At 65.3% G+C, this 23114-nt stretch carries 23 protein-coding genes and 4 tRNA genes; 8 read left to right on the top strand and 19 right to left on the bottom strand.

Annotation, left to right across the window (positions count from 1 at the left end; all coding sequences use genetic code 11):
• The first annotated feature begins 244 nt into the window (after positions 1 to 244).
• The gene (locus DFR67_RS04775) at positions 245 to 2158 is read left to right on the top strand and encodes a CocE/NonD family hydrolase (RefSeq protein WP_110468249.1); all 1914 of its coding nucleotides are present in this window, start codon (positions 245 to 247) and stop codon (positions 2156 to 2158) included.
• An 81-nt stretch (positions 2159 to 2239) separates the two neighbouring features.
• Here DFR67_RS04775 and DFR67_RS04770 read toward each other — a convergent pair whose 3' ends face one another.
• Entirely contained in the window at positions 2240 to 2752 is a 513-nt protein-coding gene (locus DFR67_RS04770; RefSeq protein ID WP_110468248.1) for a TIGR04338 family metallohydrolase, read from the bottom strand.
• Between the two features lie 10 nt (positions 2753 to 2762).
• Entirely contained in the window at positions 2763 to 3584 is an 822-nt protein-coding gene (locus tag DFR67_RS04765; RefSeq protein ID WP_110468247.1) for a DUF2786 domain-containing protein, read from the bottom strand.
• A 124-nt stretch (positions 3585 to 3708) separates the two neighbouring features.
• On the opposite strand from DFR67_RS04765, the gene DFR67_RS30160 reads away from it, so the two are divergent.
• From DFR67_RS30160 to DFR67_RS04740, 4 genes are all read left to right on the top strand, one after another.
• Positions 3709 to 4296, top strand: a complete 588-nt coding sequence (locus tag DFR67_RS30160) for a TetR/AcrR family transcriptional regulator (protein WP_158539898.1) — start codon at positions 3709 to 3711, stop codon at positions 4294 to 4296.
• On the top strand, positions 4293 to 4835 hold the full coding sequence (locus DFR67_RS04750) for a dihydrofolate reductase family protein (RefSeq protein ID WP_110468246.1): 543 nt from the start codon (positions 4293 to 4295) through the stop codon (positions 4833 to 4835). Before DFR67_RS30160 ends, DFR67_RS04750 begins: the two co-directional genes overlap by 4 nt.
• A 27-nt stretch (positions 4836 to 4862) precedes the next feature.
• Positions 4863 to 5477 (top strand): flavin reductase family protein, encoded by a 615-nt coding sequence (locus tag DFR67_RS04745; protein ID WP_425451243.1) that lies wholly within the window; start codon positions 4863 to 4865, stop codon positions 5475 to 5477.
• A 90-nt stretch (positions 5478 to 5567) separates the two neighbouring features.
• Complete coding sequence (locus DFR67_RS04740) at positions 5568 to 6566, top strand: LLM class flavin-dependent oxidoreductase (protein ID WP_110468245.1); 999 nt, start codon at positions 5568 to 5570, stop codon at positions 6564 to 6566.
• A 290-nt stretch (positions 6567 to 6856) separates the two neighbouring features.
• Here DFR67_RS04740 and rplA read toward each other — a convergent pair whose 3' ends face one another.
• The 10 genes from rplA to DFR67_RS04690 all read right to left on the bottom strand — a co-directional run bounded on the left by rplA (position 6857) and on the right by DFR67_RS04690 (position 11874).
• Entirely contained in the window at positions 6857 to 7567 is a 711-nt protein-coding gene (gene rplA / locus DFR67_RS04735) for a 50S ribosomal protein L1 (protein WP_110468244.1), read from the bottom strand.
• Positions 7568 to 7651: 84 nt separating this feature from the next.
• Positions 7652 to 8089: a 50S ribosomal protein L11 gene (rplK, locus tag DFR67_RS04730; protein ID WP_084834297.1), complete on the bottom strand. Its 438-nt coding sequence runs from the start codon at positions 8087 to 8089 to the stop codon at positions 7652 to 7654.
• A gap of 100 nt (positions 8090 to 8189) precedes the next feature.
• Positions 8190 to 9053 (bottom strand): transcription termination/antitermination protein NusG, encoded by an 864-nt coding sequence (gene nusG, locus DFR67_RS04725; protein ID WP_110468243.1) that lies wholly within the window; start codon positions 9051 to 9053, stop codon positions 8190 to 8192.
• A 43-nt stretch (positions 9054 to 9096) separates the two neighbouring features.
• A complete protein-coding gene (secE, locus tag DFR67_RS04720) occupies positions 9097 to 9579 on the bottom strand; it encodes a preprotein translocase subunit SecE (protein WP_110468242.1) in 483 nt (160 codons plus the stop codon).
• A 105-nt stretch (positions 9580 to 9684) separates the two neighbouring features.
• Positions 9685 to 9757: transfer RNA gene (locus tag DFR67_RS04715), tRNA-Trp, on the bottom strand.
• Positions 9758 to 9940: 183 nt separating this feature from the next.
• On the bottom strand, positions 9941 to 11026 hold the full coding sequence (locus tag DFR67_RS04710) for a fused (3R)-hydroxyacyl-ACP dehydratase subunits HadA/HadB (RefSeq protein WP_110468241.1): 1086 nt from the start codon (positions 11024 to 11026) through the stop codon (positions 9941 to 9943).
• Positions 11027 to 11157: 131 nt separating this feature from the next.
• On the bottom strand, positions 11158 to 11325 hold the full coding sequence (gene rpmG / locus DFR67_RS04705; RefSeq protein ID WP_084834304.1) for a 50S ribosomal protein L33: 168 nt from the start codon (positions 11323 to 11325) through the stop codon (positions 11158 to 11160).
• A gap of 92 nt (positions 11326 to 11417) precedes the next feature.
• Positions 11418 to 11491: transfer RNA gene (locus DFR67_RS04700), tRNA-Met, on the bottom strand.
• A gap of 66 nt (positions 11492 to 11557) precedes the next feature.
• Positions 11558 to 11630: transfer RNA gene (locus DFR67_RS04695), tRNA-Thr, on the bottom strand.
• A 163-nt stretch (positions 11631 to 11793) separates the two neighbouring features.
• A tRNA-Tyr gene (locus tag DFR67_RS04690) sits at positions 11794 to 11874 on the bottom strand.
• A 162-nt stretch (positions 11875 to 12036) separates the two neighbouring features.
• Here DFR67_RS04690 and DFR67_RS04685 point away from each other — a divergent pair.
• Positions 12037 to 12528 carry a YajQ family cyclic di-GMP-binding protein gene (locus tag DFR67_RS04685; RefSeq protein WP_110468240.1) on the top strand — a complete coding sequence of 164 codons (492 nt, stop codon included), beginning with the start codon at positions 12037 to 12039 and terminating at the stop codon, positions 12526 to 12528.
• A 91-nt stretch (positions 12529 to 12619) separates the two neighbouring features.
• On the opposite strand, the gene DFR67_RS04680 is transcribed toward DFR67_RS04685, so the two are convergent.
• Together DFR67_RS04680 and DFR67_RS04675 are read right to left on the bottom strand one after the other, a co-directional pair.
• A complete protein-coding gene (locus tag DFR67_RS04680) occupies positions 12620 to 13840 on the bottom strand; it encodes a glycerate kinase family protein (protein WP_110468239.1) in 1221 nt (406 codons plus the stop codon).
• Between the two features lie 29 nt (positions 13841 to 13869).
• Entirely contained in the window at positions 13870 to 16041 is a 2172-nt protein-coding gene (locus DFR67_RS04675; protein ID WP_245937723.1) for an SLC13 family permease, read from the bottom strand.
• 145 nt (positions 16042 to 16186) lie between these two features.
• Between DFR67_RS04675 and DFR67_RS04670 the strand changes: the two genes are divergently transcribed.
• Entirely contained in the window at positions 16187 to 17068 is an 882-nt protein-coding gene (locus DFR67_RS04670) for an LLM class flavin-dependent oxidoreductase (protein ID WP_110468238.1), read from the top strand.
• Between the two features lie 89 nt (positions 17069 to 17157).
• On the opposite strand, the gene htpX is transcribed toward DFR67_RS04670, so the two are convergent.
• Both htpX and DFR67_RS04660 read right to left on the bottom strand, forming a co-directional pair.
• A complete protein-coding gene (gene htpX, locus DFR67_RS04665; protein ID WP_110468237.1) occupies positions 17158 to 18015 on the bottom strand; it encodes a zinc metalloprotease HtpX in 858 nt (285 codons plus the stop codon).
• 147 nt (positions 18016 to 18162) lie between these two features.
• Positions 18163 to 19173, bottom strand: coding sequence for a polyprenyl synthetase family protein (locus tag DFR67_RS04660; protein WP_110468236.1), 1011 nt, complete (start codon positions 19171 to 19173; stop codon positions 18163 to 18165).
• Positions 19174 to 19205: 32 nt separating this feature from the next.
• Here DFR67_RS04660 and DFR67_RS04655 point away from each other — a divergent pair, with 32 nt between their 5' ends.
• Entirely contained in the window at positions 19206 to 20480 is a 1275-nt protein-coding gene (locus tag DFR67_RS04655; RefSeq protein ID WP_110468235.1) for a geranylgeranyl reductase family protein, read from the top strand.
• 68 nt (positions 20481 to 20548) lie between these two features.
• On the opposite strand, the gene DFR67_RS04650 is transcribed toward DFR67_RS04655, so the two are convergent.
• The 3 genes from DFR67_RS04650 to DFR67_RS04640 form a co-directional block, all read right to left on the bottom strand.
• Positions 20549 to 21238: a demethylmenaquinone methyltransferase gene (locus DFR67_RS04650; RefSeq protein ID WP_110468234.1), complete on the bottom strand. Its 690-nt coding sequence runs from the start codon at positions 21236 to 21238 to the stop codon at positions 20549 to 20551.
• Between the two features lie 116 nt (positions 21239 to 21354).
• The gene (locus DFR67_RS04645; RefSeq protein ID WP_110468233.1) at positions 21355 to 22512 is read right to left on the bottom strand and encodes a glycosyltransferase family 4 protein; all 1158 of its coding nucleotides are present in this window, start codon (positions 22510 to 22512) and stop codon (positions 21355 to 21357) included.
• Positions 22513 to 22538: 26 nt separating this feature from the next.
• On the bottom strand, positions 22539 to 22997 hold the full coding sequence (locus DFR67_RS04640) for a DUF3592 domain-containing protein (RefSeq protein ID WP_110468232.1): 459 nt from the start codon (positions 22995 to 22997) through the stop codon (positions 22539 to 22541).
• Between the last annotated feature and the right edge of the window lie 117 nt (positions 22998 to 23114).

Here is a 23114-nt window from a genome sequence, read left to right as displayed (position 1 = left end):
GGGTTACAAATCAGCCACGTCCTCATCAAGGTGCGACGGCGGAACGCCGGGGAAGCTCGCGACCGAGCACCCGCTCGGGTACGTTGAACTGAACCAGTCCAGTGTGAGGTCGGTCACGAACCACTAGTAGCACCAACAGCACTGGCAGCAACACGACGGAGTGTTGCCGCGACCTGCGACTACTCGGATCACCCGGGTGGTCAGCCCTTGGCGTGGCCCATTCCTCCAGCGGAGAGGTAGTGCCATGGTCTACCAGCTCAACCCTTATGAGGGCACCAGCACAGCTCCCGCGGTGCGGAGCACCCCGACACTTCCCCTCGGAGATCCCACCGGCGGCGCGAACGCCTTGTGGTGGCGCGAACAGGTGGACGGCCGCCCCGAGTTCCCCAAGGTCTCGATCGATCGTTCTCTGCATCTGACGATGAGCGACGGGGTACGGCTGCGCGCAACACTGGTCCGGCCCGTCGATGCCTCGGGGCAGATCGTCCAGTCGCCGATGCCGGCGGTGGTGACGATCAATCCCTACAACCGTGCCGTCCTCGACCTCATCGACCAGACCACCCACCACCTCCCGTTACCCCCGATATCGGGCGGCACACTCGATGTCTTCGGCATCAACCGCAAGCTCGTCCAGAGCGGATACGTCCAGTTGGTCGTCGACGTTCGCGGAACCGGCGCCTCGCACGGTCGATGGCAGATCCTCGGTGAGCGCGAACAGCGCGATTCGATCGAGGTCATCGACTGGGCAGCAGACCAGACCTGGTGCAACGGCAACATCGGCATGGCCGGGTGGTCGTACTCGGCGATCAACTCCCTGCAGGCCGCAGGCAACGGTTCGCCGCACCTCAAGGCCGTATTCGCGGTCGAGGGATGCGAAGACATCGTCCGCGACATCTACATCACCGGCGGCGCCCCCTCTGCCTTCATCCCGATCTGGCTGGCCGGGGTGAATCTGCTCAAATGGCTGCCCAATCCGTCTGCCGCCATCGGCGACGCCCTCAGTACCAACGGCGTCCGGTGGCTGAAGGATCGGGTCGCGTCGCCGGCCACCGAAATCGGTTCGCTCGCCTGGGGTTTCCTCACCGGCCGCGATCCCCGTATCTACGACGACCCCTACTTCGACGAGCGTGACCCGAAGATCGACATGATCACCGCGCCCACGTTCGTGTTCGGCGGCTGGCATGACCTGTTCGGCCGCAGCGCCACTCGCATCTACAACCAACTGAATCTGCAGCCGGGACAGAAACAGCTCGTCATGGCCGACGGCTACCACCTCGATGCCGGCCGTGGATTCGGCAAGCGGATCGCCCCGCCGCGCGTGGATGTGCTCGAGCGCGCCTGGTTCGACAAGTGGCTCAAGGGCCTCGACAACGGCGTCGACGAGTACGGCCCGGTGACCCTGCAGCAGCAGGGCGGCTCTTGGACGTCGGGAGAGTCGTTCCCTCGCAAGAACTCCCGCGTACAGCGGCTCTATCTGTCGGCGGCGTCATCGGACACCGCCAAGCACAGCAAGCACGACGGCAGCCTGAGTGCGAGCGTCAACTCCACGGCGAGCGAACTCAAACTGCGCGCCGATGCCCGTGGATTCCTGTCCCGCGACATGACGCAGGTGACCGCTGGCGCGACCATGTTCTTGGGCGGCTCGTTCACCACCAAGGCGAAGTTCCAAGAGGTGGGCGCACTGACCTTCACGTCCGCACCGATGTCCGAGCCGATGCAGGTCTCGGGCTCGATGAATCTGCATCTGCGCACCATGTGCGGGGGTCATGAAGCACTGTGGGCCGTCACGCTCAACGATGTCGCACCCGACGGAACGTCGACCGTCCTGACCAACGGGTCGCTGACGGCCTCGAACAGATCCCTGGATCCTGAACTCTGCGAGTACGCCGAAGACGGTTCACTGCTGGTGGCTCACCATCCGCTGAGCAAGAAGCGCAAGCTGAAGGTGACGCCCCACTCCCCCGTCGATCTCGACATCGACCTGGTCCCCACCGACGCGATCATCGAAGAGGGACATCGACTTCGCATCAACATCTACGCCGCGAGCATGCCACGCTTCCTCGCCGTGGTCCCTGACCTGATCAAGTCGGGCTGGCGGTCCCAGAAACTCGTCCTCGACCCCTACCACCAGAGCTACTTGACCTTCCAGGGGATGTAGCGCGCAAATGCACACGCTTCAACCAATTGCACACGTTTGAACGTGTGCAAATGACTGAACAGTGTGCATTTGTGCCCGCCGTCATGCCACTCCTATGCCGCTGTCGCCGAACGTGATCCGGTAGACCAGGGCGGCTTCGGGGCCCAGTACCAGCCCGACGAGGTCGATGAGCGTGCCCGCGAACAGCGGACCGTGTTTGTCTGTTGCCGAACCCGGGCTCAGGTGATGGGCCAACTCGTGCAGGACGACCAGCTCACGCATGGCCCAGCGGTCGTCGGCGACGGGGACCGCGATCACGCCGGCACCACCGGCAGGGTTGTATTCGTAATGGGCCTGGCGTTGCCCGCGCCGGGTTCGGACGGTGACCGGCACCTGCGCCCGCGGGAACTGTGCCGCGACCGTTGTCATCGCCAGCACGCGATCGACGTACGTACGCACCGAATCCACCGATCCGAACCTCGCCTCCGGCGGCAGGGTCATCGACGTACCGGCAATGGTCAGCGCACCCGAGCCCGCACTTGCCCGTTCGAATACGTTGTGCACCAGCCGTTCCGCCGCGTAGAGCGCCGACCGCTGGCTGTCGCGTTCCGTCATCGGCGCCCGATCACGCCTCCAGTGCCCCGCGGGTTCCGTCGAGCTGCACGTCATCGCCCAGACGCGCTCGACGACCCGCCCTGTCCCCCGCACGGCGAGCGCCCTCCGAGTAACCCGCCGACGCGCTCTGCGACTGCCAGGTACCACGGGCCGTCGAGGTCTCCTGGTGGAAATCCCGGACCTCGATCTCTTTGTTGCGCAGCACGAGTGCGGTGCCCGAGTCGGACTGTCCGCCGTCGTTCGCGACGGCCTGCGCCCGCGCTTCGTCACGCGCCTGCACGAGCCGCTTGCCGATGCGCTCGGCGAACGCCGACTGGAAGTTGAGCCGGGCGGTGATCGGCGAGAGCTGCTTCTCTTCCACGACCCGCCGCGACACCCAGCCCCGCCGCTCGGTGACCACCCGCGCAGACGTCTCGCTCTTGTACGCACCCGACTTCAGGTATGCGTCGCTGGCGGCGACCATCTGCACGACCAGCGATCCGTAGAGCGCCTCGCAGGTGTCGATGTCGCCGGGAAATCCGTAGGCGTAGACGAAGGTCGAGTTGCTGGCGACGTCGCAAGTGATGTCGTTGGCGCGGGCGATCGCGACGAACAGCTGGACATAGGTGCGCAGCCCACGTTTGCCTGCGGTACCGATCGCGATGTTGCGCTGCTCGGGCGTCACCCGCCGGTTGCCGCCGGCGTGGGACCGGGCCACAGCCAGGTCGATCGACGCCGCGGTGGCAAGCCGCTGCGCCGCCTGCATGAATGCCTGGGCCTCGTGTTCGTTGTCGGTGCCTTCGGCCTGCCGCAACAACCCGGAGATACGGGTCAGGAGTTTGTCGTCTCGCACGAGCTCAACCCTAGGCGCCCGGACCGACGTCGCCATTGCACGACCGGCCTTGCCTGTGGACAGCACCCGATCTGTGGACGAACTCCGTCTTGGCGGAGTTAGGCAATTCTGGTTTACTAACTACATGGTTCGCCCCCGACTTCACACCGACGAGCAGCTGCTCGACGCCGCCGACGCCGTACTGGCACGGGTCGGTTCCGCGCGGTTCACCCTCGAACTCGCAGCTCAGGAGGCCGGAGTGTCCGCGCCGACCCTGGTGAAGCGGTTCGGCTCGAAGCGGGCTGTGCTCATCGCGTCGTCGCAGCGCTGGGTCGACTCCATCGAGGTCGACCCACCTGTGGACGCCCGCGAAAGTGCGCTCGACGCACTTCGACGGCTGTCGGTGGGTTCCTACGCCGACAGCGATCAGATCGAGCATGCCGCGGGCCATGTGTCCTCGCTCGCGATGGACCTCGGCGACCCCGAACTCACCCGACTGTTGGCACTGGGCTGGGAGCGCAAACGGCAGCAACTGGCGGGCGCGATCAGCCGCGTGATCGACGCGGGTGAACTTCCCCGGACGCTCGAGGCGACGGCGGCCGCCCGCACCCTGTTCGCCCTGCTGGAGGGCACATTCCTGGCGTGGACCGTGGCGCCGGACGGCTCACTCACCAAGATTCTCGACGACGAATTCGACCGACTCACCACCACCTGGAAACGAGGAACTCCATGACTGCCACCCCTGTGCCCACCGTCACCGGCGCCGTCTTCATCGCCACCAGCCTCGACGGCTACATCGCTCGCACCGACGGCGACATCGAATGGCTGCTGAGCCGCAGCGAGGACATCGGTGAGACCGGATACGACGACTTCATAGCGACCACCGGTGCGATCGCCATGGGACGCAACACCTACGAGATCGGGACCACATTCGACGACTGGCCCTACACCGGCCAACGCGTGATGGTGCTGAGTACCCAGCTCGATCCCGACGTCGACGATCGCGTCACCGTCCACCGCTCGATCGACGAACTGCTCGACGCCGCGGCGGCCGAGAACATTCATCGCTTGTACGCCGACGGTGGCCGCTTGATCACGAGCTTTCTGCAGCGCGGGCTCATCACCGAGCTCACCATCACCACCATCCCGGTCATCCTCGGCTCGGGTCTGCCACTGTTCGGATCGATCGACCACGACGTGTCGCTCGAACTGCAGCGGTCGACGACCCTGGGACAGGGCATCGTCCAGACCGTCTACCGAGTCACCGACTGAGCGTCGAGCGCATGCCATGCTGGTTCGGTGACCTCAGACAAGAATTCGGCCGCGGCCGAGCGCATCCTGTTCGACAGCAGCAACACGTCGACACGGGATTTCTACAAGCTGATCACCGCGTCCGTCGTGCCGCGGCCCATCGCCTGGGTGTCTTCGCGCAGCGCCGACGGCGTGGACAATCTCGCGCCCTTCAGTTTCTTCTCGGTGAGCTCCACGGATCCGGTGATCGTGCAATTCACAGCGGTCGGCGGTAAGCACAGCGCAGACAACGCCGCGGCCACGAAACAGTTCGTCATCAATGTGGCCACCGAACCGATGACGGCGCAGGTCAACGCGACCTCCGCCGGATTCGACGAGGACGTCAACGAGTTCGAGGCCGTCGGTGTCGCGTCGGAGCCTGCGACGGTCGTCGACTGCCTGCGGGTCCGCGACAGCCCGGTGGCCATCGAGTGCGAGCTGTTCCAGATCATCCCGGTCGGCAACTCACAGGTCGTGATGGGCAAGGTCGTGGCGATCACCGTCGACCCCGCGGTGGCGGCGTCCGACGGCCACCCGGACTTCACCAAGCTCGCGCCGATGGCCCGTCTCGGTCGCACGGAATGGGGTCTGCCGGGCAAGGTCATCGAGATCGCACGGCCCTGACCCGTCGGCCGGGAAGGTACTCGGCCGCCGCGACGTTGCTACAGGGGTACATCTTGTTCAACGTATTCGCGGATTAAGAAGGCCCCAGGTATGTCACCTACCCTGTCCATTCTCGACCTAGCCCCCATATCTCCCGGACACGACGCCCGGGAGAGCTTCGCTGCAAGCGTGGAACTGGCGCGCGCGGCGGAACGGCACGGCTACAAGCGCGTCTGGTACGCCGAGCACCACAACATGGAGTCCATCGCCTCGTCGGCGACGAGTGTGCTCATCGCGCACATCGCTGCTCACACCGAGACCATTCGGCTCGGCGCCGGCGGAATCATGCTCCCGAACCACGCGCCGCTGACCATCGCCGAGCAGTTCGGCACGCTGGAAACCCTGCATCCGGGTCGCATCGACCTCGGACTCGGGCGCGCGCCGGGCAGCGATCAGGCAACGATGCGCGCGCTGCGCCGTGACCACAGCTCGGCCGACAGCTTTCCCCAAGACGTCCTCGAACTGCAGGGGTACCTGCGCGACGAGTCCCGGATCCCCGGTATCAAGGCCATCCCAGGTGCCGGCACCGATGTCCCGCTCTACATTCTCGGATCGTCACTTTTCGGTGCGCAGCTCGCTGCTGCTCTGGGCCTGCCCTACGCGTTCGCGTCGCACTTCTCCCCTGACGCTCTGCAGCAAGCGGTCACACTGTATCGCCGAGACTTCAAGCCATCTCGTCAGCTGTCCGAGCCCTACGTGATCGCCGGTGCGAATGCGGTCGCTGCCGACGACCCAGACGCTGCTGCCCGCGACTTCGAGGCCTTGCGCCGTATTCGCGTGCGCATGCTGATCTCCCGGGGACCGTCGAGCCCGCACTACAGCGACGAGGAGATCGACGCATTCCTCACCACCCGCGAGGGCCGGGGCATCGCCAACATGATGAAGTACACCGGCGTCGGTACCGGCGCTGATGTGCGTGAGTTCCTCGACGACTTCGCCGAGCTGGCCCAGGCCGATGAGGTCATCGTCGCTCATCAGTCGGTGACCGCCGAGGGCCGGCTCAGGTCCCTCGAACTCACCGCAGAAGCGATGAAGACCGCGAAGGTCTGACTTTCGCCCTGAAAACCGGGAAATAGCTAGGGTCCGAGGGAGTATCTCCCTCGGACCCTTTGTATTTGCCGGTTTTCAGGGGTGCGATGCCGCCGGGACAAGTTTGGATGAGGCCCGGCATGAGCCTCACGTTGTTCAGACGAGGATGAGCCAAGTGCCGGCGAGCCAAGACATGTGCGTGGGCCGCGCTACGAGGTAGGCATCGAACTATCTCACTGAGAACGGCCCAACACACAAAAGCCGGGACCCCCATCAGGGAGTCCCGGCTTTGTGGGTCTAGCAGAGGAAGATCAGTCCTCTTCGAGGTAATTGCGGTTGATCGCCGGGTCCACCGGGATGCCCGGTCCGGTGGTGGTGGAGACGGTGACCTTCTTGAGGTACCGACCCTTGGCCGCCGACGGCTTCGCACGCAGGATCTCGTCCACGGCTGCGCCGTAGTTCTCGACGAGCTGCTTCTGGTCGAACGACGCCTTGCCGATGACGAAGTGCAGGTTCGCTGCCTTGTCGACGCGGAAGTTGATCTTTCCGCCCTTGATCTCGTTGACGGCCTTGGTCACGTCGGTGGTGACGGTGCCCGTCTTCGGGTTCGGCATCAGGCCACGCGGTCCGAGGACGCGGGCGATGCGGCCGACCTTGGCCATCTGATCGGGGGTGGCGATGGCGGCGTCGAAGTCGAGCCACCCGCCCTGGATCCGCTCGATCAGATCTTCGGCGCCCACTTCGTCGGCTCCGGCTGCGACGGCCTCGTTGGCCTTGTCGCCGGCCGCGAACACGATGACGCGGGCGGTCTTACCGGTGCCGTGGGGCAGGTTGACGGTGCCGCGCACCATCTGGTCGGCCTTACGGGGATCGACGCCGAGACGGACAGCGACCTCGACGGTCGCGTCGGTCTTCGTGGACGAGGTCTCCTTGGCAAGGTTCACAGCCTCCAGCGGGCTGTAAAGCTTCGACTTGTCGACCTTCTCAGCAGCGGCCTTGTATGCCTTACTGGTTTTGCTCATGTTGGCTCTTTCTTTCTCCGCAGCTCGTACGGGTTGGTGGTGCGGACCGAGCCGGCCCTCCCACTATTTCGGTGAGGAAGTGGCTCAAGCCTCGACCGTGATGCCCATGGAGCGGGCAGTTCCGGCGATGATCTTGGCGGCCTGGTCAACGTCGTTGGCGTTGAGGTCTTCCTGCTTGGTCTTGGCGATCTCACGGACCTGATCCATGGTGACCTTGCCGACCTTGGTCTTGTGCGGCTCTCCCGAACCCTTCTGCAGACCAGCAGCCTTGAGCAGCAGCTTTGCCGCAGGCGGGGTCTTCAGCTTGAAATCGAAGGAGCGATCTTCGTAGACGAAGATCTCGACCGGCACGACATTGCCGCGCTGGCTTTCTGTCGCAGCGTTGTACGCCTTGCAGAACTCCATGATGTTCACGCCGTGCTGACCAAGTGCCGGACCCACGGGCGGTGCCGGGTTCGCGGCGCCTGCCTGGATCTGGAGCTTGATGATCCCGGAGATCTTCTTCTTCTTCTTGGGGGGCATCCTTTTCCCTGTTTCTGATTGATTGCGTTTGGGCTGAAAATCTCGACTCAGCCCGGTTTCGCGCCCGCTGGAGACGCGAAAATCTGTTAGATCTTCTCGACTAGATCTTTTCGACCTGGTTGAAGGCGAGCTCGACCGGGGTCTCACGACCGAAGATCGAGACGAGCACCTTCACCTTGCGCTGCTCGGCGTTGACCTCGCTGATCGAGGCGGGCAACGTCGCGAACGGGCCGTCCATGACGGTGACCGATTCGCCGACCGAGAAGTCGACCTCGATGGTCGGTGCCGTTGCGGCGGCCAGATCGGCGCCTCCATCGGAACCGGACTTGCCCGGGGCCTTCTTCGGCTCGACGCGCGGCAGGAGGAACTTGAGGACGTCATCCATGGACAACGGCGACGGACGCGAGGTCAGTCCCACGAAACCGGTGACGCCGGGGGTGTTGCGCACCGCGCCCCACGACTCGTCGTTGAGCTCCATGCGAACGAGGATGTAGCCGGGAAGGACCTTGCGGTTGACCTTCTTCTGCTGCCCGTTCTTGATCTCGGTGACCTCTTCGATCGGAACCTCGACCTGGAAGATGTAGTCACCGACATCGAGGTTCTGCACGCGGGTCTCGAGGTTGGCCTTCACCTTGTTCTCGTACCCGGCGTAGGAGTGGATCACGTACCAGTCGCCGGCAGCCTTCTTGAGAGACTTGCGCAGCGCCTCGACCGGATCTTCTTCTTCCTCGGGCTCGACGACCGCATCCACTGCGTTCTCGTCGGAGGGGTCCTCGCCAGAGGTGTCCTCGTCGGAGGCGTCCTCGGTGGCTTGCGCGGCGATTTCGGCTTCGCCGGTCACATCCACATCGGAGTCTTCGGAATCGGAGACGGCACTGTCGACAGCCTCCGAATCACCGACTGTCTCGTCGATGACGTCGGTCTCTGTCTCGCTGTTTACAGCGTCGTTCTCGGGGGTGCTCACTGCAGCCCACGCTCCCTTTCCTCGAAGCAGCCGAACGGGTTGGTCACCCGAACAGCCACAAAACGGCCTTTGCGAACGCCAGATCCAGTGCGGAGATGAACGCGACCATGACGATCACGAAGATCAGCACGATGATCGTGTACTGGATCAGTTGCTTGCGAGTCGGCCAGATGACCTTCTTGAGCTCGCTGACAACCTGCGTGAGGAACACCCACAACTTGATGAACGGGTTGCGGCTGTCCTCAGGCTTGACGCGCTTGCGCTTACCGTCGGTTTTCTTGTCTTTGGCTTTTTCTTTGGTGGCAACTGTCGACCCCGCGTCGTCGTCGCCGTCGTCGCCTTTGGCGAGATTCGGACGCTTGCCACGGGGCGAGCGCTTGCCGCTCGGACGGGCCACGGTGGCGGTGTCGCCGCTGCCGGTCTCGTCCGCCGAGTCCGCTTCGGAGTCCACAGAGCTGTCGAGCTCGACCTCGTCGGTCGACTCAGCCGCGTTCTTGGCGCGTTCGGCACGGTCGCGCTTGCTCAACTTGTTCCTCTCGTGGCTGAAGTCGGATGCCTGCAGTGGACCAGCTGGTCCTTCTGCCCGGCAGCTGACATCGGGTGCCCTGAGGTGCTTTCACACGATCAAGGGCAGGGGCGACAGGACTTGAACCTGCAACCTGCGGTTTTGGAGACCGCTGCTCTGCCAGTTGAGCTACGCCCCTTTGGGCCGACTTCGCCGACGACCACCGAGGTGGTCACCGGGGCTCCGTCGACCCGGCGTCTGCACTACACAAAACCAACGCGCCACCCTTAGGGCAGCGCGCAAGTTGAAATAGAGCTGACGACTATTCGAGTGTACGTCACCGGAGGGGTGGAACTCCAACCAGCTCCGAAGACGCACATGATCAGTTGAACTGCACGCCGGCGAGTGCTCGCCCGAAGATTTTGCGATCACCCTGTTTGGCCACGATCGACAGCTGGCCACGCCGGGTCTGCGGGTCGAGCGACTTGACCTTGCCCGTGAAGTCCACGGCCGCGGAATCACCGGCCGGCACGTACACGGGACTGGTGAACCGCACGTTGTACTCGTGAATCGCAGCGGGGTCACCGATGAACTCGCCGATGAAGCTGGCGCCGAGGCCCATCGTCTGCATGCCGTGCGCGACGACGTCCTGCAACCCGGCCACCTTGGCGACCTCGTCGCTGTAGTGGATGGGGTTGGGGTCGCCCGCCACGCCGGCGTAATTGATGAGGTTGCCGCGGGTGAGCTTGAACGTGCGAGCCGGGATCTCCTGGCCGACGGTGAGCTCGTCGAAATTGATCGCACCGTACGGTAGCGGGGCGACCTCGGGGTCGGGGTCGTCGTAACGCGCGAAGGGCCCGGTGACGGTCTTGCCGGGGTCGATGCCGCCCGGCTCCTGCATCATCACGTGTTCGATTTTGTCGACCAGTTCGGGATCGACCTCGATCGCAGCCCGCGCCGCGAGAGATGTCCAGGTGGTCATCACCGGCTCGTTGCGCTGGTTCCAGATGACGTTCTTGGTGACCATCAGGTCGGTGCCGGACATCTGCCGGAACGAATCGAGCGAGACGTCGCAGATCAGTTGGTCGCCGACCTTGATCGGCTGATGGAAGACGAGCCGCTGATCGCTCTGCATGATCTGCCAGAGGTCGTAGCCGGTGAGCACGTCTTCGAACAGACGCCGCTGGGCGATGATGCCGAGAACGGAGACAAAGGTCGGTGCTGCGACGAGGGTGTCGTGACCCATCTCGCGCGCCTTGGCTTCGTTCCAGTGCACCGGGTTGGTGTCCTGGACTGCTCGGGCGTGCTCGCGCACCTTCTCGCGGGCGACCTCGTAGTAGTCGTCGACGGTGTACTTGAAGCCCACCATTTTCTGGGTGTGGGCCGCGATCTCTTCGGGAGTCAGCTTCGGGCCCTCCTGCGGGGCCTCGACTGGCTCGGCCACTTTGCTCTCGCTCGCATTCGTCATTCGCCGACCCCTCATCTTTCGACTATCGCCTCACCGGCTGGGCATTGCCGGGTGCGCAGAAAAGACCAAAGACCGGGCACACTTACGCGTCCCCGGTCATGTCAGGCAGTCAGCTGACCGCCTGTAGCGGTCTAGCGCGATTCCTTGTGGTTCTGGTGCTTGCCGCAGTTCGGGCAGAACTTCTTGATCTCGAGGCGATCGGGATCGTTGCGACGGTTCTTCTTGGTGATGTAGTTGCGGTGTTTGCAAACCTCGCAGGCCAAGGTGACCTTGGGGCGCACGTCTGTTGAGGAGGCCACGGGAATGCCTTTCAGGTGGATCGTGTGGTGCGACGGCCCCCGAGGGACGTCACGTCTGGTGTGTCGCCGTTAGCGGCACGTCGTGTGCATCGTAGCGATGGCCGGACTCGAACCGGCGACCTAACGATTATGAGTCGTTCGCTCTAACCAACTGAGCTACACCGCCATGGCCCGGACCTCGATCGCTGCGCGCCGTTGCCGGCAGCGCATTGGTCGAGATCTGAGTCCAGCGAGCCCCCTGACGGAATCGAACCGTCGACCTTTTCCTTACCATGGAAACGCTCTACCGACTGAGCTAAGGGGGCGTTCGCCTCTCACGTCGGCACCGTCTCCGGCGCCCTCGCGAAGGGCCTTAACGAGATTACACAGCGGCGCTGGCGCGTGCCAAATCGTGTGCTCTCTCATCCTCCTCGCACCAAACGACCCCGGGCTGGTTGCGCCAGCTCGAGGCCTGAGTCTTTGGTGCTGTGCCAGGTATAGGATTCGAACCTATGTAGCTTGCGCGGCGGATTTACAGTCCGCTCCCTTTGGCCGCTCGGGCAACCTGGCAAGCTGCCTCCCGCAGTCTTTTGGACCGGCGGAAAGCAACGCGGGAAACATTACATCGGGCAGGGCCCAAGAACACAAATGCCCAGTACAGCGGGCCCTCTTTTGACGTTTTGGCCCCATGCTGCGCGAGCGGGAGCACAGGCGCGGCTACGCTTGACCGTTATGGCAGATTCATCGTTCGACGTGGTCAGCAAGCTCGATCGGCAAGAGGTCGACAACGCTCTCAATCAGGCGGCCAAAGAGCTGTCGCAGCGCTACGACTTCCGTGGCACCAACACCAAGATCGAATGGTCCGGTGAAGAGAACATCGTGATCACCTCGGACGCCGAGGAACGCGCTCAGGCCGGACTCGAGGTGTTCAAGGAAAAGCTCATCCGCCGCGACATCTCCCTGAAGGCGTTCGACGCCGGCGAGGTCATCGGGTCCGGGAAGACCTACAAGGTGACCGGCACCCTGGTGCAGGGCATCGATTCCGAGAAGGCGAAGAAGATCACCAAGGCCATCCGCGACGAGGGCCCCAAGGGTGTCAAAGCGCAGATCCAGGGCGAGGAGCTCCGGGTGTCGAGCAAGAAGCGTGACGACCTGCAAGAAGTGATCGCCTTGCTCAAGAACAAGGACTTCGAGATCGCCTTGCAGTTCGTCAACTACCGCTAGCAGTAGATTTCCACACCAGATTCGGCCCCTACGCCAACCACCGAGGGCGCGTTGCCCCCGGACGCCCGGCAGGGGGCGGAATTCGGCGGGTTCACGACGCCTTGTTCCGCTTCTTGCTGCCGGTCCGCGCCGCGATGGTGCCGCCGAGCAGGATCATCCGCATCATGCGTTCGGCGGCCGCCACGAGCAGTTCCTCCCCGTTCGCCACCGCTTCGGACAGCGGCATCGGGACGGTCAGGATGGACGCGATCGCGGCGATGCCCACGTCGTGGACGGCGGGCGCCCCCCGTCCGAGTGACCCGGCCAACGCGACGACGGGGACGCCGTACCGAGTGGCCCGGCGGGCGACCTCGGCGGGCACCTTGCCGTGCGGGGTCTGGAAGTCGATCGAACCCTCGGCGGTGATCACGAGGTCGGCCTTACGGATGCGGCGGTCGAGGTCGATGCCCGAGAGCCCGGAGTCGAGCAGCGCCTCGAAGCGCGATCGCAGGACCGCGCCGAGCCCGCCTGCGAGCCCGGCGCCGAGTCCCCCGGAGGCGCCGCTGCCCGGCCCTCTGCGCAGATCACCTTTCCCGACGCCGTCGCGCTCGAGTATCGTCACCCAATTGTCCAGCGCCGCAGCGAGTTCTTCGACCTGGTCTACAGATGCCCCCTTCTGGGGCCCGAACACCCGCGCCACACCCTGCGGGCCGGTCAGCACGTTGTGGGGGTTGCAGGCGAGGACGATCTCGGTGTTGGCGACGCGGGGATGCAGTCCAGTCAGGTCGAGGCGCGCGGCACGCGCCAATTCCTTTCCACCGAGACCTATCTCGACTCCGTCAACGTCCAGGATCCGCGCTCCCAGCGCCTGCAGTGCACCCGCTCCCCCGTCGCAGGTGCCCGAGTCGCCGCAGCCCACCAGGATCGTCTCCGCGCCCTCGTCCAGTGCGGCTGCGATGAGCTGCCCGACTCCGTAGGTCGTGGTCGCCCCGGGATCTCGGAGGTCGGCGGGTACCAGTGACAACCCCGCCGCTGCAGCCATCTCGACGACAGCCACCGATCGGCTAGCACCTCCGAGTCGGACCCAGTGTGACTCCACCGGCGACCCGGTCGGGCCCGTGACCGCCATCTCCCGCAGTGCGCCGCGGGTGGCAACGGCCAGGGTGCGTGCTGTGCCCTCACCGCCGTCGGCGATCGGCGCGATGTCGACCCGGACACCGGGCAGGGCCCGGCGGACCCCGGCGGCGATCGCGGTCGCGACCGACTCCGCGCACAGGCTTTCTTTGAAGCCGCTGGGTGCAACCAGGATTCGTTGTGGAATGCGGACTGACATGGTTCCTCCAGGAGTGGTGGGTGGATGAATCAAGCTGCGTGGAGTGTGAGGCCGAGGGCCGGCCAGATCCACAGGGCGAACACGAGCAGGAGTCCTGTCGATACGGGCGCGAGCACCGCCGAGAGCCGCAGCAGGTGTCGGCTGTCGTAGCCGGGTACCTGGTCGGTCGCCGCGAACATCGCGACGGGTTTCGCCGAGCTCGTCAGGGTGATGCAGAACCCGGCAGCGGCGGTGGAGATGAAAGCTGCTGCGGTGGGATCGATCCCGACCGCAGGTGCAGTGGCGACGATGACCGGGATCAGGACGGCGGAACGGGCCGACCGGGACTGGACGAAGAGGTGTGCGGCCAGTGAAATGATCACCACGGCCACCACGAAGACCCACCCGGCCGAGCCGGCGAGGCTCTGCATCGGTGTGAAGAACTGATCGGCAACCCACTGCGCGGCACCGCTGGTCGACAGCGCGACACCGAGGCACAGTGTTGCGGCCATGAACAGCAGCAGGTTCCACGGGATCGTCTTCACCGCGGCACCGAGGGTGGTGGCGCCGACCCCGGGGGCGACGGCCACCATCGCGCCGAGCATCGCCACGATCGCAGGGTCGATACCGTGCAGCGGTTCGGAGCACCACAGCAGCACGACGGCACCGAGCAGGCCGGCCATGCGGCGTTGCGCTGGTGACAGCCCGTCATGGTCGAGCTCCGCCCTCGGGCCCGTCTCCTTCCCGGCTCCGCAGTCACCGGCGGCGAGCAGATCGGAGCGCCGCACGACCAACGGACTACGGCGTTCGGTGTGGTCGGTGAAGAGCAGCAGCGCTATCTCGGCGCACAGGTGCGACCACAGCACCGCCAGGGGCAGACCGAGCAGCATCCACGTCAGGAAGCCGATGCCCGAACCGGTGGCGCTACGCACGATCTCGCTGGTGACCAGGTGTGCACCCGCCCCGAGCAGCGATCCGATGGCCGAGAACAGGATCACCGATGGGAACACCAGCGCCAGGCACAGCACCAGCTGGGGCCGGTGGCGCAGCACCGTCGCCAGGGCGAGGAACACCGGGAGCGCCAGCGCCGCGCGGCCGGATGTGGCCGGTATCGCAAAGGTGGTGAGCAACAGCACGAGCGTGACCAGGTGCACCAATTGCCGTGGGGTGCGGGCGACGGAGAGCACACGCGCCGCGACCCTGGCCGACAGTCCGCTCGCCGTGACCGCCGCCGCGACCACGAAAGAGCCCACCAGCAGCCAGATGACGTGGTCGCCGAGCGTGCGGGTGAACTGCTCGGACTCGATCGGTCCCAGCATCACCAGGGCGAGCGCGGCGCCGAGCGCGACGTAGGTGTCCTCGACCGGGGCGAAGATCCACAACCACACGGCCACCAGGAAGACGACGAGGGTGAGTGCGCCGTCGACCGACAGATCGCCCCACAGGCCGGCAGTGGCCACGTAGATGCATGCGGCGAGTGCGACGATCGCGCTGATGAGTATGCGCGGCGGTGCTTTCGGCAGGACGGGCCGGTGGGTGACCGGTAATCGTGACCGCCCGGAAACCAGGTAGACGATCGACGTTGTCAGCACGAGTCCGCCCATACCGGCGGCAGCAAAGGCCCACATCCTCTTCTCGACCAGGTCGCGCTCCGGTCCGGTGACCACACCGAACACGAACAGGCCGGTGCCTCCGGCGACATCATCGATACCGACTCGAGTCCAACGCATCTCGCCTGCCGGCGTGTGCGTGACGCCGGCGGCTTCGGCGGCGGTGACAATCGGCAGAAGTAGCTCGGAGGCCACGACCGGTGCTGCGCCATCACGAGCCATCCCGACCGTGCGATCGCCGACGACGCCGAACATCACCTGATTCGGCCCCGGCGGGTGGTTGAGGAGATATACCTCGATCGTGCGCTCCACCGAATCGAAGGGACGTGTCGTGAACGGATCGACGCCGGTGGTGGCAAACGCCTGGAACTGATCTGTCTGCTGCGCCACAACGTTGTTCGCCCTGTCATCGACTGCCCGGAGCATCACTGTGCGCGCAGTACCGGTGGCGATGGCCAGTACCACGAAAGTGCCGAGCAGCGTCCACGCCGCGATCCGCCGGCGCGTGGATGGCCTGGATTCACGGCAAGGGTCCGGCGCGGGAAACCGGTCGGTCGCCCACGCGGACGGCGGACGGGACACTGTCGCGACCGATGAATCGGAAGTTCGCATAGGAAGACCTTCGCGGCCGGGTGTGATGCGCCCATGAGGCCGAGATGAAGGTTCTTTCATCTGCGCCTCCGCTCTACTCGGACTTCCTCATTCCCCGATGCAACTGCCTGCTGATGACGCAGAATGACTCACCGTGCAGATCGGAATGACGTTGCCGGTGATGGAACCGGACCTCGACCGCGCCGTGCTCAGGGACTGGGCCAGGGTGATCGACGACGGACCGTTTTCGTCGCTGTGCTGGGGTGAGCGGATAGCGTTCGACAACCCCGACAGCCTGACGCTGCTCGGCGCGGTCGCGGCATGGACCGAACGGGTGCGTCTGGTCACCACCGTGATCGTGCCGCAACTGCACGACCCGGTGATGCTGGCGAAGGCGCTGGCCACGGGCGATGTGCTCAGCGGGGGCAGGCTCACGGTCGGGATCGGCGTCGGCGGCCGACATGAGGATTATAAGTCCGTGGGCGCCGACCCCAAGACGCAGACCATGAAGCAGATGGCCGACCGCGTCGCGGTGATGAAACAGGTCTGGGCGGGCGAGCGGCAGACCGATTCTGTGCTCCCGGTCGGGCCGACACCGGTTCAGGAGGGCGGACCGCCGCTACTCGTCGGGACGATCGGGCCCAAGACTCTGCGCAGCGCGGCCGCATGGGCCGAGGGTCTCGCGGGTACCACCCTCGACCTCGACGCCACCAAGCAACGTGAACTCTTCGATGTCGCGACGACGGCCTGGGCCGAGGCCGGGAAGAAGCCGCCGCATCTGGCGACGTCGTTCTGGTTCGCGATCGGCGACGCCGGACCCGCGAGGGCGCAGATCCATCACCATCTGCGTCGTTACATGAATTGGATACCGTCCGAGTTCGTCGACGCGATCGCGCCGACAACCGGGTGGTCGGGTTCGAAATCTGAGCTCGCCGAAACCTTGTCGGCATTCGCTGCCATAGGGACCGACGAGGTCCACCTGATCCCGACGAGCTCTGATATCAGCCAGCTCGAGAAGGTCGCCGAGGTGGTCCGCGACCTCAGCTGATCCCCACCGCGACCGCCGACCGTGCCGAAACCCGCACCGAGTGGGCCGAAACTCGCGGCGAGTGGGCCGAAACTCGCACCGTGTGGGCCTTACCGCCCGCCGCGCGCCATTTCTTCGAGCCTGCGGATCCGATCTTCCATCGGCGGGTGGGTGGCGAAGACCTTGCTCATCCGTTCACCGGCACGAAATGGGTTCGCGATCATCAGATGTGACTGCGCCGCGAGGTCGGGGTTGGGCGGCAGTGGGGCGACCTGTACGCCACCGGAGATCTTGCGCAACGCCGAGGCAAGGGCCAGTGGATCACCGGTCAGCTCAGCGCCGGATGCGTCTGCCTGATATTCACGTGACCGCGACACCGCGAGCTTGATGACAGTTGCCGCAATCGGCCCGAGGAAGGTGATGAGCAGCAACACAACAGGATTGGCACCACCGTTGCGGTTACCGCCGAAGAAGAACGCGAAGTTGGCGATACCGCTGATCACCGCAGCCATCGCACCTGCAATGGAAGAGATGAGGATGTCGCGGTTGTAGACGTGCGAGAGCTCATGCCCGAGAACAGCTCTCAACTCACGTTCGTCGAGAATCTGCAAGATGCCCGCAGTGCAGCACACTGCGGCATTCTTCGGATTGCGACCGGTCGCAAAAGCGTTGGGTGCCTCGGTGGGACTGACGTACAGGGCGGGCATGGGCTGGCGGGCTACCGTCGCCAGTTCACGGACGATGCGGTACAGCGCCGGCGCCTGCACTTCGGTCACCGGTTGCGCGTGCATCGCCTTGAGCGCCATCTTGGCGCTGTTGAAGTAGATGTAGGCGTTGAACCCGACGGCGAGCACGATGGCGAGCAGCAGAATCGCCGGACTTCTGAAGGCCGCACCGATTCCCACGATGATCGCCGACATGAAGCCCAGTAGAAGAACTGTCTTCAGTCCGTTGGCATGGCCGCCCATTTGTCTCACTCCTGTCCTGTTGCACTGGAGCCGCAACGAACGAATGCCTCACCAGGGTTCCCCGGCCTGCCGATCATGGGGCCTTTTGGCGACCAAAAGCCCAGGTGAGCACCGCCACAACAGCACATCTTCGGGCAGCGGGTGGACTCAGCCGACCCTGTCGATCGTGTAGCGGACCAGCGAGGTCATCGCATCGTGAGCCGGACCTGCAGGCAGCTGAGCCAGTTCCTCGTCGGCGGCATCGGCGTAGCGCTGCAGGGTGGCGCGGGCCCTGACCAGGCCGTCCGAGGCGTTCAGCAACACCAGAGCCTCGGCGACCTCGGCGTCGTCGGTGATCGGGCGGTTGGTGCCATCCGCATTGAGGACCAATTCGCGGATTCGTGTCTCGGTCGGGTCGGCCAGCGCGTAGAGCACTGGGAGGGTGTGAACACCCTCACGTAGATCGGTGCCCGGATTCTTGCCGGAATCCCCGGCAACCGACGTGATGTCGATGAGGTCGTCCGAGACCTGGAAGGCGGTCCCGATGTTGTCTCCGAGGCGCGAGAGCCGTTCGATCTGCTCGGCGTCCGCACCGGACGACATCGCCCCGAATCGGCCGCTGGCCGCGATCAGCGATCCGGTCTTCTCCCACACCACCCGCAGGTAGTGCTCGACGGGATCGGCCTTGCCCTGGGCGCCGACGGTTTCACGCATCTGGCCGGTCACCAGCTCGGCGAACGTGTCGGCGATGATCCGGACCGCATGCGGCCCGAGGGTCGAGACGAGGCGCGACGCCCTGGCGAACAGGAAGTCGCCGGACAGGATCGCCACGCTGTTGCCCCACCGGCTGTTGGCGCTCACCGCACCGCGCCGGAGTTCGGCCTCGTCCATCACGTCGTCGTGATAGAGCGTGGCCAGGTGGATCATCTCGACCACGGTCGCCGAGATGATCACATCCTCTGCGTGGGGATTCGGCCCGAAGTGGGCCGAGAGGATGGAGAAGATGGGCCGGAACCGCTTACCGCCGGCTTTCGCGAGATGCGTGGCCGCTTCGGTGAGAAAGTCCTCGCCGGAGGACAGCTCCCCCAGCAGCAACGTCTCGACACGCTCGAGCGACGCACCCACATCGGCGGCAAAGGCCTCCGGCTCCAATTCAAGACCTGCGAACGTCGTCTTCACGCCTGACCTGCTCCCGTCATAGGACGAGCCTAATGGTGCGGGATACTGACTGGGTGAGTGCACCCACCCCGTTACCGACGCGGACCGAGGTCTTGGTCGTCGGTGCAGGTCCCGGCGGTTCGGCCGCCGCAGCTGCGGCAGCCAAGGCCGGTCACGAGGTGACGCTGCTCGACGCCGCGGTGTTTCCTCGCGACAAGACCTGCGGCGATGGACTGACCCCGCGGGCCATCGCCGAACTCGACGCGCTCGGGCTCGGTGATGCCTTCAACGGTCCACGGATCGAGGGGCTTGACCTGCAGGGCTGGGGTCGCAGGCAACAGGTGCGGTGGCCGCAGGCCTCCGACCACTTCCCCGACTACGGCAGCGCGGTCGCACGGACCGAACTCGACGACCGTATCCGACGCCACGCTCTCGACGCCGGCGCTGCGATGGTGTCGGGCGTCAAGGCCGTGGGAGCCACCATCATCGGCGGCAGAGTCACTGCCGTGCAGGTGAATACGGCCGGCGGCCCAGCTGAGATCGAGGTCGACAAACTCATCGTCGCGGACGGGGTCAAGTCCGCTTTGGGCACTTCCCTCGGCCGAGCCTGGCATCGGGGCACCGCATACGGCGTCGCGGCACGGGCATACGTCGAGTCCGGGCGCTGCGATGACCGCTGGATGGGTTCGCACCTCGAGCTTCGCGACGGCGCCGGGGCGCTGCTGCCGGGATACGGCTGGGTGTTTCCGCTGGGAGCCGAATCGGGACTGGTGAACATCGGCGTCGGTGCGCTCGCGACCGAGAAGCGGCCCGCCCACATGGCGCTGCGCCCGATCATCGAGCACTACACTAACTCTCAGCGAGATAGCTGGCAACTCAGCGGTCCGCCGGTGCGGATCGCGTCCGCGCTCCTGCCGATGGGTGGCGCCGTCAGCAACGTCGCCGGCGCCAACTGGGTACTGATCGGTGACGCCGCCGCGTGCGTCAACCCCCTCAACGGCGAGGGCATCGACTACGCGCTCGAAACAGCGCGTTTCGCAGTGGAAGTCCTTGGCGAAAAAGATCTTTCAGCACTGTGGCCGGATCTGCTCCGCGCGCGGTACGCCCTGGCGTTCTCTGCGGCGCGACGTCTGGCGGCCGTCCTGACCGTCCCGAAGGTGGTGCCGGTGCTCGGCCGTCCGGGCATCCGCTCGTCCGCCCTGATGTCGATGGTCGTGCGCGTGATGGGCAACCTGATCACCGAAGACGACACCGATCTGATCGCTCGCGCCTGGCGCACCGCCGGCATCGTCAGCTCGAGAATCGACAGCCGTCCACCCTTTTCCTGACCCCGATCTTGGTGGGTTCTGGCGAGCATTTCCCCAGGTGGGGTTCGCCAGAACCCACCAATTCCGGGCTACCGGGGCTTGAGACCTCGGTGCAGCGCGGTGATGCCGAAGGTGAGATTGCGCCAGCGCACCTCGTTGAAACCGGCATCGCGCATCCGCTGGGCCAGTGCGGGCTGATCGGGCCATTCCCGGATCGACTCGGCAAGGTAGACATACGCCTCCGGATTGCTCGACACCTTCGTCGCGACCGCGGGCAGCGCCTTCATCAGATACTCCATGTAGACGACGCGCATCGGTTCGAACACCGGGGTCGAGAACTCGCAGATCACCACTCGTCCACCCGGTTTGAGTACCCGGAACAGCTCAGCAAACGCGACGTCGACGTCCGCCACGTTGCGCAGTCCGAACGAGATCGTGGCGGCGTCGAAGGTCTCGTCGCCGAACGGAAGATGCAGGGCGTCCGCGGCGACCTTCGGGACCGGCCGCTTCGACCCCGCCTTGAGCATCCCCAGTGAAAAATCGGCGGCGACACAGGCGGCGCCCGAGCGGGCCAACTCGACGGTGGAGACTGCGGTGCCGGCCGCGAGGTCGAGCACCACGTCTCCGGGGCCCAGCGCCAGCGCTTTGCGGGTGGCAGTGCGCCAGCCGCGGTCCTGGCCGAAAGAGAGCACCGTGTTGGTCAGGTCGTACCGCCCGGCGACTCCGTCGAACATGGCGGCGACGTCGGCGGGCTCTTTGGCCAGCGATGCACGTGACATAGGAGCCACGCTACCGCGTCGCCACAAACCCACCCGTTCCAGTCAAACCCAGGGGTCTGTGCCCCGTGGTTCTGACCAGAAGGGGTGGGTTTGTCGCAGGCATCGATGCGAACTATCTACGCCGACCGGCGCGCGACCAGGTCCCGACCGAGTACCGCGTCGTAGTGCCCGATCAGCTGATCGGTGATCGCCGACCAGGTACGACCCTGCACCCAGCGGCGCGCTGCCGAGCCGAAGTCAGCGCGGACCCCGGCGTCCTGCAAGGTTCCGACAGCATCGACCAGACGCGCTGAAAAGTCCTCTACCGGAAGAAGATAGCCGGTCCGGAAGTGGCCGATCAGGTCCCGTGGTCCACCGGCGTCGGGTCCGATGGCCGGAATCCCGCTGGCCATCGCTTCTTGTACGGCCTGACAGAACGTCTCGTGTTCGCCCGCATGTACGAACACGTCCAGACTCGCGTAGGCACGAGCGAGGTCGACACCACGCAGTTCCCCGGTGAAGACGGCGTCGGGCATCAACTGCTCCAGCCGTCCGCGCTCGGGCCCGCCACCGACGATGACGAGTTGCACATCACAGCGCCCCGACAGGATCGCGAGCCGCTCCACATGTTTCTCCGGCGCGAGCCTACCCACGAAGCCGACGAGCAACTTGCCGTCCGGGCTCCACCGGCCGCGTAGGGCGTCGTCACGACGACTGGGGTGGAAACGTTCGGCATCGACTCCCCGACCCCACTGGAACACTCGCGGGATCCCCTGGTCGCGAAGCGCTTTGACGGAAACCGTCGAAGGGGCCAGGGTGCGATCGCACGCACCGTGCAGCTTGCGGGTCCACGCCCAGGCCGCCCGGGTGCCGAGTTTCATACCGTAGCTGGCGGCGAATCCGGCGACGTCGGTCTGGAACACCCCGACCGCAGGAACGTCCAGTCTCCGCGCCGCAGCAGCTCCGGCAGCACCGACCACGAACGGCGACGCGAGATGGACGATGTCGGGCTGGAAGTCGGCGAGCACACGGAACATCGACGGCGCCGGTACCCCGACCGGCAACGAACTGACCTTCGGAACCATCACCGACGGGATGTAGTGCACGTCGGCCCCGGTCACATGACTCGGGCCTTGCGGTTCGCGACCGGTTCTTCGCATCGACCACGGCGTATCGGGCGCGACGATGATCGCCTCGTGCCCTGTTCGGTCGAAATGCTCGGCCACCCGCAGGACGGAGTTGACGACGCCATTGACGTTCGGGAGAAAGCTCTCGGACACAATTGCCACTCGCACGCTGCCCAGTGTGGGCAGTGGAGTTGTCAGGAGGTCTTCGTCGCCGTGACCTCTGGTGAAACCGAAGATGAACGTCGCCTGCTCGTCTCGGCGAACAGCACCATGAGTGCGCCGATGACGAGATACGAATACACCAAGACCGACAACGCAGGCACGATCGCCAAGCTCGCGTTGCGGCCCGCAACGCGGACCAGTTCGGGATTCGCCCGCGAGTACTCGATGCTGATCCGTTGGCCCTCCGCGAGCCTGCCGGGGTAGAACACGCCCAGGCGGGGGCTGTGGAACATCCCATCCGGGGTGGAGAAGCTGACGGTGGCCTTCGTCGGGGTCGCACTGACCACCTCGGCGACCGCGGTCGCCTCGTCCGAGTTGATGAGGGTGTCGTTGCGGTAGGTCCCGGCCACCATGATCGCCATCATGATGGTGATGACCACTCCCAGCGAGATCAGGCCGAGTTGAACTCGGCGCAGCACGGTGGGAGACATGACGCCACCTTAGTCAACCGGTCATCGCCGCCCCAACTGCTCGACGCACGGGACCCCGCGACAGCCCACAAGGGCACGGTCGGCCACGATATCGGCCCAGTCCGCGGCGGTGGCGGC

Origin of the sequence: Williamsia limnetica, from assembly GCF_003217475.1 — a bacterium.
Lineage (GTDB): Bacteria > Actinomycetota > Actinomycetes > Mycobacteriales > Mycobacteriaceae > Williamsia > Williamsia limnetica.
The sequence above is the reverse complement of the archived record's forward strand: the minus strand, read 5'-3'. Positions and strand labels throughout refer to the sequence as shown.